This window comes from Streptomyces roseifaciens (genome assembly GCF_001445655.1).
In the GTDB taxonomy this organism is placed as follows: domain Bacteria; phylum Actinomycetota; class Actinomycetes; order Streptomycetales; family Streptomycetaceae; genus Streptomyces; species Streptomyces aureoversilis.
Genome location: NZ_LNBE01000001.1, coordinates 236,903 through 251,582, shown reverse-complemented (window position 1 = coordinate 251,582; position 14,680 = coordinate 236,903). Strand labels below are relative to the sequence as shown.

Annotated in this window: 9 protein-coding genes; 8 read left to right on the top strand and 1 reads right to left on the bottom strand. The window is 69.4% G+C overall.

Annotation, left to right across the window (positions count from 1 at the left end):
- Positions 1-107: 107 nt before the first annotated feature.
- From AS857_RS01020 to katG, 8 genes are all read left to right on the top strand, one after another.
- The gene (locus AS857_RS01020; RefSeq protein ID WP_144440676.1) at positions 108-1,400 is read left to right on the top strand and encodes a hypothetical protein; all 1,293 of its coding nucleotides are present in this window, start codon (positions 108-110) and stop codon (positions 1,398-1,400) included.
- A 326-nt stretch (positions 1,401-1,726) separates the two neighbouring features.
- Positions 1,727-2,665: a hypothetical protein gene (locus AS857_RS40825; RefSeq protein ID WP_245699525.1), complete on the top strand. Its 939-nt coding sequence runs from the start codon at positions 1,727-1,729 to the stop codon at positions 2,663-2,665.
- Between the two features lie 47 nt (positions 2,666-2,712).
- On the top strand, positions 2,713-3,084 hold the full coding sequence (locus tag AS857_RS01010; protein WP_058041161.1) for a hypothetical protein: 372 nt from the start codon (positions 2,713-2,715) through the stop codon (positions 3,082-3,084).
- Positions 3,085-3,163: 79 nt separating this feature from the next.
- The gene (locus tag AS857_RS01005) at positions 3,164-4,594 is read left to right on the top strand and encodes a hypothetical protein (protein WP_058041160.1); all 1,431 of its coding nucleotides are present in this window, start codon (positions 3,164-3,166) and stop codon (positions 4,592-4,594) included.
- Positions 4,595-4,597: 3 nt separating this feature from the next.
- The gene (locus AS857_RS01000; protein WP_058041159.1) at positions 4,598-5,626 is read left to right on the top strand and encodes a polyprenyl synthetase family protein; all 1,029 of its coding nucleotides are present in this window, start codon (positions 4,598-4,600) and stop codon (positions 5,624-5,626) included.
- Positions 5,627-5,690: 64 nt separating this feature from the next.
- Positions 5,691-7,442 (top strand): hypothetical protein, encoded by a 1,752-nt coding sequence (locus AS857_RS00995; RefSeq protein WP_245699524.1) that lies wholly within the window; start codon positions 5,691-5,693, stop codon positions 7,440-7,442.
- A 6-nt stretch (positions 7,443-7,448) separates the two neighbouring features.
- Positions 7,449-11,144: a hypothetical protein gene (locus AS857_RS00990; protein WP_058041158.1), complete on the top strand. Its 3,696-nt coding sequence runs from the start codon at positions 7,449-7,451 to the stop codon at positions 11,142-11,144.
- A 201-nt stretch (positions 11,145-11,345) separates the two neighbouring features.
- Positions 11,346-13,535, top strand: coding sequence for a catalase/peroxidase HPI (gene katG, locus AS857_RS00985; RefSeq protein WP_058041157.1), 2,190 nt, complete (start codon positions 11,346-11,348; stop codon positions 13,533-13,535).
- Positions 13,536-13,719: 184 nt separating this feature from the next.
- Here the strand turns inward: katG and AS857_RS00980 are convergent, their stop codons facing one another.
- Positions 13,720-14,643, bottom strand: a complete 924-nt coding sequence (locus AS857_RS00980; protein WP_058041156.1) for an RNA polymerase sigma-70 factor — start codon at positions 14,641-14,643, stop codon at positions 13,720-13,722.
- Between the last annotated feature and the right edge of the window lie 37 nt (positions 14,644-14,680).

Sequence of the window (14,680 nt, the reverse complement as noted above, 5' to 3'; positions counted from 1 at the left end):
CGCCCTGGTCGCTTCGTCGTGCCCGGAGTCGCCCGTCGAGGCTGCCTCCCGGGCTCTTTTCCATGGGCCGACGCGACCGCCGGTAAAAAATGGAAAAAGGAGCACGCATGAATTGCGACCTCATGGTGGGCGTCAATGCCGACGTCGTGAACTCGACGTCCAAGGAGGTCTACGGGCAGCTCTATCCGCAGTACTTCACCGGCTCGCAGCCCTTCGACGTGGAAGGCGTCACGTTCACGGTCTCCTGGGACGTCAAGGAGGCACCGGTCTTCGACCTGACCCCGCAGGCGCACTCCGAGGCCGAGTTACGGGACCGTCTCACGTCGGGGTGGGCCGCCGGCCAGGTCACCGAGGCCGAGCTGGCCGAGCACGTCGCCGCCCTGCGCGCCTCGCTGGACGGGAGCACGTTCCAGGTGCGGCTGAACCTCGTCCACGTGAAGGTCGACTCCGGGGACGGGAACCCTGTGGAGGAAGACATCGCGGTGACCGTCCAGGTCCAGGCCACGACCTCGGACAAGGGCCTCTTCAGCCTCAACCCCCTCGGCGCCACCGCCGACGCGCCCAGCAGGGTCGACAAGATCTTCCTGGACAAGGTGGTGCTCCCCAACGTCCTGGAAGAGTCCCGGAAGGTACTGTCGGGCATCACGCTGCCCACACCTCAGATCCCGGGCCTGTCGCTGTCGGCGCCCGTCCCCGTCCTCCGGCCGCAGCGGGCCGTGGCCGCCCTGAACCTGGCGGAGCACGGCACACCGAAGCCCCCCTTCCCCGACGACTGGCCGCAGAGCCCCTTCTTCGCCCTGCTCGGGCGGGACGCGGTCGAGCGGATCGCGCAGGTGGCGACCTCGTACCTGGAGGGCAAGACCTTCCCTGCCGGTGACCACAAGGACTTCGCGGGCAGCAGCGCGTACTACAAGGCCGACATCTCCATCCACAACGTCCGGTGCGAGGTGGTGTGGGACGACGTGCCGACCGTGCGCGTCCACATGGCCGTCTCCGGCAGCGGCAGCGCCGGGATCAACTGGTTCTGGGGCGGGTCGACCGATGCGTTCTACGACCTGCACCTGGAGCCCGACCCCACCGTCACGCTCACCCTGGCCATGTCGGGGACGACACTCAAGGCCACTGCCACGGAGGTGAGTTCCTTCGACTTGAAGCTCGTGCCCACGCGCGGCGACATCGTCAGCATGATCTTCTCGTGGGTCGTCGACGCCCTGTCGTCGACCTTCGGCGGCATCGTCGGGAGCGCGCTGCGCGGCGTCGAGTTCCCGGTGGGTGCGTTCCCGGCCATCCCCATCGACGTCGAGCCCGTCCACCTCGACGCGACGCCGGCGGACCTGACCCTCTCGCGCTTCGGCGACGCCCTCGCGCTCCAGGGCGATGTGACCGTCACCAAGCGGTAGGGGCGGCCGCGGAGCCGGTGCCGGGCCCTGGTTCACCTTTCCCTCTCCCCGGGGCCCGGCACCGGCGACAGAGGGCCGTTTTCCCGCACACCGAATCCGGGCGAATATCGAACGGATTTCTGGACGGGCGTTCCTTCAGGGTTGCCCGATACTCGATAACAATCCGTCGCGTCACGCCGTGCGTTCCTTCGCCGCACCTTCCTTCGCCGCGCGCACTTCCATAATTCAACCTTGCACAAGTGAGGCAAGGTTGATGCAGATTCCGATTCCCAAATGGCCGGGAACCGATTGTTTCCCCGGCCGTTCAGCCCCTTAAATCGGCTCCCGTGACCGAAACGCCATATGACCTCGCACTCGGAATCCACGCCGACGCGCTCAACTCGGGCCTCAAGTCCCTGCACAGCCTGCACCGGGCCGTGTTCCAGGGTGCCTACGGCCCCGAGACCATCGAAGGCATCGAGTACACCTTCTCCTGGGACTTCCTGGAGCCGCCCGAGCTCGTCCTCGAGAAACCGGACACCGAGCTCTGGAATCAGATGATCAAGGCGCAGGGCATCACCGACCTGCCCGACTCGGGAGTCCTGCAGATCCACGCCCCGCAGCTGCAAGTGAACGGCACCATCGCCGGCGACGCCCTCCCCCAAGGCGTCAGCGAGGTCAAAGTCGCGGTCCAGGCCAAGGTCGACACCGGCGCCATCACCATCGTCCCGCTCGGTGTGCGGCTGTCCGAGATCCCGGACCCCTACACGCGGATCATGGTCGAGAAGGTGATCGTGCCGAACGTCCTCGACCAGGCGAAGAGCCTGGTCAGCGGGCTGAAGCTGCCCGTCCAGGACCTCTTCGGACAGCAGGTCTCCCTCACTCCGGCGCTCCTGGACGTCACCGGGACCCACCTGGTCCTCACGGCGACCGCAGGAACCGGCCACGCCCCCGCCGCCGGCTCCCCCGCCGGCGCGGCCACCGACTGGCCGTCGGACAAGCAGGTCTTCCTGCTCGTCGGCCGGGACCTGATGGCCCGCCTGCTGCAGGGCGCCCTCGACCAGTGGCAGAACACGAAGCTGGCCGATGACGACAAGACCGTGACCGGGGTCGCCTCGGTCTGGTGGAAAGCCACGTTCCGGAAGGCCGAGAACGTGAAGGTCGACGAGAACGACCCGACCACGATCTCGGCCGACTTCGACATCCCCTGGTCCGTGGGGGTCGACCTGTTCCCCGTCGCTCCCGGCAAGGGTTGCGCCCTGTTCAAGGCCTCCCAGGAGTCCTGAGACCGTCCCGCATCGTCGTCCCCTCACTCCAGGAGGTCCCGAAAACCGTGGATGCACTGATCGACTTCGAGGTCGTCCTCGACCCGGCCGAACCCAGCGTCACCTTCAAGGCCACCGGCCTGACGGACACGGCCCTCTCCGCGACGCTGGAGAAGATCGGCCTCAACTCCGTGTCGCTGTACCCGAAGTCCGACGCCGCCAAGCTGGTCGCCGCACCCGCCAATGCGCTCGCTCTCGCGGCCCCCGCCGTCCTGAAGGGCGCGCTGGAGGGCAAGAAGAGCGCCGACATCCCGCTCAAAACGCCGCTGGGCACCGACATCACCGTGCAGGGCCAGACCGTGTCCGTGAAGCTGACGTCGCCGGAACTGGGCTCCCACGACGGGATGCTCATGGTCAGCGGCACATTCGTCGTCTCCTGAGCCGTCCCCGCACCCTCCGGCGGGCCCGTCTCCGCCGCCCGCCCCCTCTCATGTCCGTCCGACCACCGCAGGAGACCCGTTGAGTACGCCCCAGCCCCCGCAGTCCGGCGACCGCCGGACCGGCCCCGAGGCCGAGACGCTCCACCTGGCCGACACCCCCGGCTACCCCCTCGCCCGCAGCGTGGAGATGCCCGGCGCCCTCGACTACGCCACCGGCTCGCTGAGCTTCCGGCTCGGTGCGCTGCAACTGCGCGCCGAGGGGCAGCCGGAAGCCCTCGCCGAGGAGGCCCGCGGCGGCATCCGCCGCATCACCCACCGCATTCCGGCCGTCGTCCTCACGGGACGCTACGCCCTCGACGCCGGGCCCGACGAGATCCACGAGATCGACACCGCCGGAAACCTGCGCCCGCTCTCGGCGGAAGCGCGACAGCCCACCCTGCCCGCCGGAGCCCGGGCCGTCGCGCCCGACCACCCGGACGACACGACCATCCGCAAGTGGACGAAGCGCGCCGATTCCCACCGCACCAAACTGATGAAGACCGAGAACGGCCGCCAGGTCCTCGTCCAGTACGGCACGCACAACGAGAGCTACTACGACATCTTCAACGGCAACTCCTCGGTCTCCTCCAACCTCCGGAAGAAATGGGCCGAAAAGGGCGTCACCCAGCGCATGTCGCAGCACACCTACGACAGCACGGACCCGGAAGCGCCCGTCGACGCCCGGCCGTCCGCCGGTGACCAGCCGCCGGTCAACGACTGGCACGACCCGCAAGAAGGCGTCACGTACAACGGGCACGCCTGGCAGCAGCGGACCACGGTGCAAACCGCGCTCACCACCGAAGCCGCCCGGATCAAGCGGAAGGACCCCGCCAAGGCCGAGCGCCTCCAGGCTGCGGCCACGGCCGCCGAGAGCTTCTCCAAGTCGGTCCAGCAGACCGGCAACGACGGCTCGCACATCATCCTGATGACCCAGGACAACGTCTACACCGCCATCGACCGGCACTCCGGGGAGGCTCCGGCGGTCTCCCCCGAGGAAATGGCGCGCTACAACGGACTCGTCGCGTTCGCCGACGGAGAGGTTCAAGCGCCCCGGGCAGAGCAGGAGGACCGGCCGGAGGAGCCGGAGAACTGGATCGCGCTGTCCGACGAGGACCGCGCGGTCATCCAGGGATTCGGCGCCGCCGCCTACCACGACGAGGCGCAGCAGGGGCCGCAGGCGACGGACACCCTCCACACCGGGGAGTGCACGGCACGGCTGGAGGACGTCCGCATCACCACCCGCCTCACGCCGGACGGCGCACCGGCGGACGTGACGGTCGAGTTGCCGGACCTCGCTCTGAGCATCGACGACGAGGAGTGGCAGGGGACCGCCGCCGATGTGGCCCGCGAGCGCCTCTCCGCCATGCGGTTCGTGCACACGCTGCTGCAGGACGCCATCGCCGAGACCGTCCGGCACGCCGCGTTCACCGGCATCGCCGGCTACGCCCACCCGCAGGACGGACGGTCCTGACCCGTGCTCATCCTCGACACGACCGCCCCCGCCGAGGACGTCCTCGGCGGGGTGTGGACGCACCTGCTCGCCGATGACCTGCCCCGCTTCGAGGCGTTCCTCGACCAGGCCCTGGCCCCGCAGCAGGAGTACCTCACCGACGGTGAACGGGCCCTGTACCGGCACGGCAAGCGGCTGCGCCCGGCGGTCCTGCTGCTTGCCGCCCGCATGGTGCACGGCCCCGCGCCGCTTCCGGACAAGGTGCTCCAGGGCGCCGTCTCCCTGGAGATGCTGCACGTGGCGACGCTGATCCACGACGACATCGTGGACGGCGCCGCCCTGCGCCGCGGCCTGCCCTCGGTCAACGCCGCGCGCGGCACGGAGACCGCGGTGCTCGTCGGCGACCTGCAGTTCGTCCAGGCCATCCGCGGCTTCGTGCGGACGATCGACCGCGACAGCGACATGGGCCTGATCGAGCTCGTCCTCGACACCGCCTTCCAGATCGGCTGCGGGGAACTCGACGAACTGCGCACGGACCTCTCCCAGGACCCGGGGCTGCTGGCCGAGACCTACTGGCGCACCGCCGACCGCAAGACCGCAGCCCTGTTCGGGCTCGCGGCCGAGGCCGGGGTGACGCTGGCCGACGGGCGCAGCGGCGACGCCCGCCGGGCCGGGTTCTACGGCCGCCGGCTCGGCCGCGCCCTGCAGGTCATGGACGACCTGTTCGACCTCGCCCAGGACGAGGCCGGCTCCGGCAAGCCGCGCGGCATGGACCTGTTGCGGCGCCGCGCCTCACTGCCCCTGATCTACGCCATGCAGGAGTGGGGCCCGGAGCATGCGGTCAGCCGCATCATGCGCGGCGAAGCCACCGGCCCCGGCGCCCTGGAGCGCACGCTCGCCGAGGTCCGCAGCGGCACGGGGTTCTCGCGCGCGTACACCGATGCCCGCGCCCAGGCGCTGGAGGCGGTCGAGCTGCTGCGCCCGTTCGCGGCCGGGCGGTACCGCTACGCCCTGGAGGACCTGGCCCTGCACGTCGTGGACCGCGGGGTCTGAGCAGCGGCACGGCAGCCCGCCCCGACCGAGCACACCAAGACCCTGGAACGTGAAGGAGAGTCCCGTGGCCACCAAGCTGCTCGACTTCATCTACGCCACCATGTACAAGCGCATCAACGACCCGGACAGCCCGTACTGGCTGCCTACCGTCCTCAAGGACGTCCGCACGCCCGACGGCCACACGCTGAATCCCTTGACCGTCGACACGTGGGACATCGGGCAGGTCGACGGCGACGAAGGGAAGACGATCGGGGACACGATCGGTTCCGCGTGGTGGATCTTCGTGGGCGCCGCCTTCGACGACGCGAAGGACCGCGGCGTGCCCGATCTCCCGGACAACCTCGACCCCTTCAACAGCCAGCGCGACGCCGACCACCCCTACCCCTCGCTGTCCCTGACCACCGTCACCGTCGACGGGCTGCCGAACGCCTCGGTCGGGGAGCTGCAGAACCTCACTCCCACCGCCAGCGGCTACCGGGGCACGGTCCGGGTCACCACCGCGGCGTACGACACGCACGGATGGCAGAAGCAGATCACCGTCCAGGGCACGTACAGCCTCGTGCAGCACGTCGTGGTGATCGACGATCCCGGGAACGGGGGCGGGGACGGCCTGAAGCCGCCCACGAAGGTCGTGGTCAAGGGCCTGGAGGGCGTGGAGTGGCCGCGCCAGGAGATCGAGGGCCATGGCCGGTTCACCGTCACGGCCCAGGACCTCGCCTTCGACGTCACGCTCCGGGCCGAGGCCACGGGCACCGGAGCGGACCGCGTCCCGCAGCTGACCGTCGAGTCGATCTCCGTCGCGTCTCAGCCGGAGTTCCACCTCGACGAGAAGTCCCTCACCATCGAAGGCAGCACGATCGACGAGGCCACCCTTCAGATCTGGAAGCAGGCGGCGGCCGACGCCTTCAACAGCGCCGAGGCCGGCCAGGCCCTCACCGCGAAGCTGGTCGCCACGCTGGCCGACCTCTCCTTCCGTAACCAGTTCTCCGCCACGGTCACCACCCAGCTGGCCAAGGCCCTCGACGGGGTGCTCGGCGCGGTGCCGACGGGCACCCTGCCGTCGGACGACACGGGCTTCCCGGCGAAGTACGGCCCGCTGGAGGTCTACCTCTTCGACCGGCTGCGGGCCTCCGTGAACGACACGGGCTCCGGCTTCTATCCCCCGACCGTCGTCCTCGGGGCGACCGACCCCAGGCTCGAACCGTACGGCCTCGGGGACATGGACCTCGGCTCGTACAAGATCGGCGTCGCGACGGCCGACCTCGGCTTCAAGGGAGGCACGATCAAGGGCATCTCCAACGTCCTGATCCCCGTCGAGGACGCCGCCCTCACCGACGGGGGCATCGGGGCGACCCTGAGGCTCGGCCGGCTCCCCGGCGACGCGAAGGTTCCCCCGCCCCCGCTCACCCTCACCGGCACGGGTGTCGTGTCCTTCCCGGATGGCACGGCCGCTGCCGCTGCGCCGGAACACACCTCGGCGCGCGATGACGACACGATCCAGGGCGACATCACCGTCACCATCGACCAGCCCTCGGCGACGGCCGCCCTGTCCTTCACCGGCCGCGACGCCGACGAGCTGACCATCGGCCTGGACGCGCTCGCCCTCGCCGTCCCCACGCAGAACCTGCAGGTCACGATCCATCTCAAGGAACCCAGCCCCCTGGAGAAGATCATCCAGCAGGTGCTGAACAAGGACGAGGTCAAGCAGAAGATCATCAAGGGGGTGCAGGACGCGGTCGACGCGCACCGTGCCGACATCGCCAAGGAGCTCACCGACAACGCCCGCGCGGTCATCCACTCCAAGCTCGAAGGCTGACCTTTCATGACGATCGAAGAACTCCGGGCCCTGATCGGCCGGCACACCCAGGGCACCACCCTCACGCTCCCGGCCGCCGACCTCGGCACCGGTCCCGCCGCCGGACTGATAGGCACCTGGCTCGACGGCACGCTCGCCATCACCGACCTGCACCGCGAGGACGACAACGACTCCGTGGTCGTGCACGGCACGCTCACCGTGGACGGTCTGGGCCTCACCGGCATGCTGGTCCGCGGCATCACCTTCGGCCTCGACCCCGTCGACCAGGACCCCACCCTCTACGTCCCGCTCGCCCTGCTCACGGACTGGACCTTCGCCACCTCCTTCCCCGCCACCGCCGGCAGCGACCTGGCCGCCCTCGCCTTCCCCGCACCACCCGCCCTGCTGCTCACGTCGGTGGGACGGCCTCCCCGCGACGGGTACCCCGCGCTGGACCCCGGCCTCACCTTCCATGCCCCTCAAGTGACCGACCCGGAGCAGCTCGGCGCACTCGCCGCGCTGCTCAGGCCCAGGCCCGGGACCCTGTCGCTGACCGGGCCGGTCGTGCGCCGCCCCGTCAATGAGCAGGGCGGCGAGGTCCGCACCGACATCGCACTGCGCTCGACGCCGCAGCCGGACGGGGCGTTCTCCGCGTCCTTCTACCTTTGGGCCGGGTCGCGTAGTGACGGCGGGAACGGCTCACCGGTCACCTACGGCTTACGGCTGGCCGCGGACCTGGTCATGGGCAAGGCGGTCGGGGCGACGATCAGTGCTCCGCTTCCGTCCGGCGGCGGCGTCCTCGCCCTCACCGCCGACCGGTTCCCCGAGCGGCTCACCCCGGTCGACCTCGCCGCCTGGAACGGCACTGGCGCGGCGGTCCACCAGCTCGTCGACCAGGAGGGCTTCGCACTCGGCGACTCCGTCCGCCTCACCGAGATCACCGCCACCATCGACCCCGCAGCGTTCGGCAAGGGCGGGCTGGCAGCGGCCCTGACCCAGGTCAAGGCCACCGTCGAGACCACGCCCGGCACCACATGGCCGATCATGGGCGACGACCTGGCCCTGACCGGCGTCGGCGCCACCCTGACCGTCACGAATCCGCTCCAGCCATCCCGCACGGCGGAGGTCACCGGGCGCGGCGACTTCACCGTCGCGGGCGACTTCAGCCTCCACACCACAGCGAAGATACCGCCCGGCACGTTCGAGCTCGCTCTCGACGAGAGCACACCCGCCGAACTGCGGGGCGTGCTCCATCACTTCCTGCCGCGCGCCGACCTCACCGGCGTGCCCGAGCTGACGCTGAAAAAATTCTCCGGCACGGCGACACCCAAGAAAGGCACGTACGAGGTCGAAGCGTCCGTCTCCTCCGACTGGCACATCGACATCGGCGCCGCCCGCATCAGCCTCACCGAGGCCGGGCTGAAGCTGGCGCGCGAGGGCGGTGAGGGCGCCGGCGGCAGCACGGTGCAGCAACTGGAGGGGACAGCCGACGCCCCGAACGGCGGCTCGCGGACCACCGGCACCTTGTCGGCCAATGCCGAGCTCGGCCCCGCCCAGGGCGGCAACGGCGACGACTCCGTGAAGTTCTCCGCCGCATGGACCATCCCCGGTGCCTTCGAGCTCGACGGGAACTTCCCCGACGTCGACCTGACCGCACTCCTGAAGTCCCTGGCCTGCCAGGCCGACGTGGCGCTGCCCGACGGCCTGCCTCGGGTCTCCCTGCTCCAGCCGGCCGTGACCGTACGCCTGGGGAACGCGCTGTCGGGGCAGCCGGCCTCGGGCAAGAGCTACGAGCTGACGGTCAGCACCACGGCGACGTTCGCCGAGGCGCAGCTGACGTTCTTCGGCAAGGCGGCCAAGAAGGCGGAGGGCGGCACGCTGTTCGCCGCCGCGTTCTGGCAGAAGGACTGGGTCTGGTCCCCGGGAAAGGTGTCGGACTGGGCCCCGGTGCTCGGCTTCCTCGACGGCATCACCTTCGCCAAATCCGGGCTCGCCGTCAGCTCCGCCGACGGTGTCACCGTCGATGCCGGCGCCAGCCCGCCCGAAACCCTGCCGTCCACACTCGGCAAGGGCCTCACGTTCTTCACCGAACTGGGCCTGACGGGCCCGCTGGCGCCCCTGAAAGAGCTGTTCCAGGACGCCAGTGGCATACACCTGACGGCCCGGCTCACCACGCCGGTCCAGGAGTCCGAGTTCACTGCGTCCATCGCGGAGCAGAAGACCCGGGACGGCTTCGGCGGCCTGACCCTCGCGTTCCGCCCGGCACAGCGGGAAGTGTCCCTCCAGACCTCGTGGAACTTCACCGTCCCGGCCGTCGGCTCCGCGCCCGCGACCCTGCTGCAGTTCGTGGCCGGAGGGTCCCTCAAGGGCACGGAGTTCCACCTCTTCCTGGTGCTCAAGCCCGCCGCCGGCTCCGGGGCTGAGGAAGCCGCCGGACGGCCCGCCCCGCACCAGTTGGCCTACGCGCTCCGGGAACCCGGGCACACCCTGCTCACCGCGGATCCGATCCTTGGAGCCGACGGCCGCCTCGTCCATGACGCCACGCCCCACCGGACGGGCGGGACCGCGTACAGCCTCGTGCGCGACACCGCGAGCCGCCTCGCCGGGCTCTCCGCGCCGCCCTCCGGTGACGATCGCCCCACGTGGAAGAACGCTTTCGGCGTCGAAGGGTTCGACGTCCACTACTTCTACATGCAGATCGGCTACGGGGCGGAAACCGGGCTCACCCTGGGCGCGGGCGGGTCGGTGATCATCGGAGAGGCCACCCTCGACCTGGACATCGAAGGCGGGTTCAATCCGGAGCCCTTCGTCACCGTCTTCCACTTCGATCTGGGGACCGTCCACAAGGACACCGGCATCTCGGTCTGGGAGATGCTCGCCGTCCTCGTCGCCCCACCGGACTGGCTCTCCTTCCTGCAGCAGATCGTGCTCCACAAGCTGGCGATCTGCGTGGTCATCGATCCCAACGGCTGGACCAACCGGGAGACCGGCGAGGAGTGGAAGCAGGGCTTCTACGCCAAGGGCGACATCGACTTCTTCGGCAACAACTGGCGCTTCGAAGTCAACGTCAGCGACGAGGGCCTCTACGCGTACAGCGCCATCGCCCAGCCGATGAAGTTGGGCAACGTCCTCACCTTCTCGGACGCGAGCAAAAACAAGGGCCCCCAGTACCTCCTCGACACCCGGGGCATCCGGACCGGCAAGCTTCCGCCGGTGATCTTCTCCCTCTCCGGCAACCTCGACCTCCTCGGCCTGTCGGCCTCGATCGAGGCGCAGCTCGGCAACGAGGGCTTCGCCTTCACGATCGCCGCGGACCTGCTCGACATCCTCCACGGCGACATGAGCTGCAGCCTCAGCAGCACGGGGCTGCACGCCTCGGCCAACGTCAAGCTGGGCTTCGATGTCAAGATTCCCCGGGGTGTGGTGCTCGGTGGCATCCCGATCCCGGCCGGAAACCTGGTCGGCATCCACGCTGAGGGCGGCTTCGACCTCACTGTCGACGGAAACGGTGTCAATCTGCACTTGACGGCGAGCTGCGACGCCTATCTGCTCGACGTGCACCTGGTCCAGTTCCACTTCGACCAGCAGTTCACGATCGACAAGTGGGACGGCATCGTCTCCTGGCTCAAGGACAACCCGGAGAAGCTCTTCGAGTCTCTCGGCGAGGGCATCTGGGACGCACTCAAGAACTGCGCCACGACGTCCGCCGCGCAGCTCACCTGACACGTCCTGTCACCTGACACGTCCTGCGGAGCGCGCCGCGTCCTGCCCGCCCGGCACGAGCCTGTGCCGGGCGGAGCGGACGGCCGCCCTGCTTGCCACTCTTGTCACTCGGGGGTGCTCGCGTGTTCTCGCAGCGGTGCGGCCTGCGGTGCGCGACCATCGGATTCCGGCGGAAACACCGAGACAGGAAGAAGGACGGACGTGTCCGGCAGCGAGAGCGAGAACCCGGTAATCCCCTCCCCCACCCCAACGCCGTCCCATCCCCGGACGAACCGGGACTGGTGGCCGAACCAGCTGGACCTTCAGGTTCTCCACCAGCACTCACCTCGGTCCAATCCGCTGGGTGCGGAATTCAGCTACGCGGAAGAGTTCGCAACTCTGAACGTGGACGAGCTGAAGCAGGACGTCTTCGAGGTGATGACGACGTCACAGGACTGGTGGCCTGCCGACTACGGCCACTACGGGCCGCTCTTCATCCGGATGAGCTGGCACGCCGCGGGAACGTACCGCATCGCCGACGGCCGGGGCGGCGGCGGCTCCGGCGCTCAGCGCTTCGCCCCGCTCAACAGCTGGCCGGACAATGCGAGCCTCGACAAGGCGCGCCGCCTGCTCTGGCCGGTCAAGCAGAAGTACGGCCGGAAAATCTCCTGGGCCGATCTTCTGATCTTCGCCGGTAACTGCGCCATCGAATCGATGGGCCTCAAGACATTCGGATTCGGCTTCGGGCGGGAGGACATCTGGGAACCCGAGGAAATCTTCTGGGGACCCGAGGACACCTGGCTCGGAGACGAGCGCTACCGCGGCGACAGGGAACTGACCGGTCCTTTCGGTGCCGTGCAGATGGGACTGATCTACGTCAATCCGGAGGGGCCCAACGGAAACCCCGATCCGATCGCCGCCGCCCGGGACATCCGCGAGACGTTCGGGCGCATGGCGATGAACGACGAGGAGACGGTTGCGCTCATCGTCGGCGGCCACACGTTCGGCAAGTGCCACGGTGCCGTCGATCCCTCGTACATCGGCCCGGAACCCGAGGCCGGCCCCATCGAGCAGCAGGGCCTCGGCTGGAGGAACACCTGCGGCAGCGGCAAGGGCGCCGACGCACTCACCAGCGGGCTCGAGGGCGCATGGACCTCCGAGCCGACGACGTGGGACAACGGGTACCTGGACAACCTCTTCAGGTACGACTGGGAGCTGACGACGAGCCCGGCCGGCGCGAACCAGTGGACCCCCACGGATCCCTCGGCCAAGGACACCGTGCCCGACGCTCACGACCCGTCGAAGAGGCACGCTCCCATGATGCTGACGACGGACCTCGCGCTGAAGCTGGATCCGGTCTACGCGCCGATCGCGAAGAGCTTCCACGAGAACCCGGACAAGCTGGCGGATGCGTTCGCCAAGGCGTGGTACAAACTGCTGCACCGCGACATGGGGCCCCTCCCGCGCTACCTCGGCCCGTGGATTCCCGAGCCGCAGCTGTGGCAGGACCCCGTCCCCGACGTCGATCACGAGCTGGTCGCGGACGAGGACATCGCGGACCTCAAGCGCAGGATCCTCGCCTCGGGCCTGTCCGTCCCCCAGCTGGTCACCACCGCCTGGGCGTCGGCGGCGAGCTTCCGCGGCACCGACAAGCGCGGCGGGGCCAACGGGGCACGCATCCGACTCGCGCCGCAAAAGGACTGGGAGCTCAACGACCTGCCCGAGGTGACCGAGGCGCTGCAGACCCTCGAGCAGCTCCGCCAGGACTTCAACCGCTCACAGGCCGGCGGGAAGAAGGTTTCCCTCGCCGACCTCATCGTCCTGGGCGGGTGCGCGGCCGTCGAGCGGGCCGTGAAGAACGCCGGGCACGACCTCACGGTCCCGTTCGCACCGGGGCGCACGGACGCCTCGCAGGAGCAGACCGACGTGGAGTCGTTCTCCGTGCTCGAACCCAAGGCGGACGGGTTCCGCAACTACCTCCGGGCGGGAGAGAAACTGTCGCCGGAAACCCTCCTGCTGGACCGCGCAAACCTGCTGAACCTGACCGCCCCCGAGATGACGGTTCTGATCGGCGGCATGCGGGCCCTGAACACCGGCTACAAGCAGTCTCCGCACGGCGCCTTCACCCACCGGCCGGAGACGTTGACCAATGACTTCTTCGTCAACCTGCTCGACATGGGCACGGAGTGGAAGGCGTCGACCTCGGCCGAGAACGTATTCGAGGGCCGGGATCGTGCCACGGGCGAGGTCAAGTGGACGGCCACCGCCGTCGACCTCATCTTCGGTTCGCATTCCCAGCTCCGGGCCGTCTCGGAGGTCTACGCGTCCGAGGACGCGGGAGAGAAGTTCGCGCGTGATTTCGTGGCGGCGTGGGACAAGGTGATGAACCTCGACCGGTTCGACCTCGCCTGAGCGCGATGCCCCGTCAGCCGTCCCGTCAGCCGCCTTGACTGGCGCCTTGGCTGCCACCGCCGGGCCCCGCACGTATCGGTGCGGGGCCCGGCCGCATGCAAGACCTTTGGTCGTACGCACCCCTTCAGCGCCCACGGCATCGCCTTCACGCCGTTCACCCGGACGCCCGCCGCCACTCCCGGGGTCAGTTCGACTGCCGGCGGACCTGCTTCACCTCGCGGTCGACGGCCCAGGCGTCGGCGACCGGCCCGATGTGGCCGAGCTTGTCGGGGTTGATCACCGAGCGGATCGTCTGGATCTGCCCGTCGAGCACGTCGAGGACCATGGTGTGGAGCACCTTGCCGTCCCGGTCCCGGAAGATCGCGCCGGGCTGGCCGTTGACCTCGTGCGGCTCCAACGACACGTCGATCCGGACCAGCCAGGGGTAGACCGTGCCCAGCAACCGGGCCACGTTCTCCGCACCCACGATGGCCCTGGCCAGCTGCGGGGCCTTGCCGCCGCCGTCCCCGACCATCTGCACGTCGGCGGCCAGCAGATTCTGCAGCCCGCCCACATCACCGTTCTTCAGCGCGTCGAAGAACCGCGTCGCCAGCTCCTGGCGCTCCTCACGGTCCGCTGCGAAGCGCGGCCGCCCGTCCTCCATGTGCCGCCGCGCCCGCACCAGCAGCTGCCGGCATGCCGCCTCCGAACGGCCCACCGCCACGGCGACCTCGTCGAACCCGAAGGCGAACACCTCCCGCAGCAGGAAGACCGCCCGCTCCAGCGGGCTGAGCCGCTCCAGCAACAGCAGCGCCGCCATCGACACCGAGTCGGCCAACTCCACCGACCGCGCCGGATCCTGATACGGATCGCTCAGCAGCGGCTCGGGAAACCACGGCCCGACGTACTCCTCCCGCCGCACCCGCGCGGAACGCAGCACATCGATCGAGATCCGTGTCACCGCCGCCGACAGAAACGCCTTGGTCGACGTGGGCCGGGTCGACGAGCCGTCGAAGCGCAGCCATGTCTCCTGCACCGCGTCCTCGGCCTCGCTCACGCTGCCCAGAATCCGATAGGCGATCGAAAACAGCAGCGGCCGCAGCTCCTCGAACTCCTCAACCTTGCTCACGCCGAATCCTCTCCCCCTGAAGCCCTCTCACCTGGCC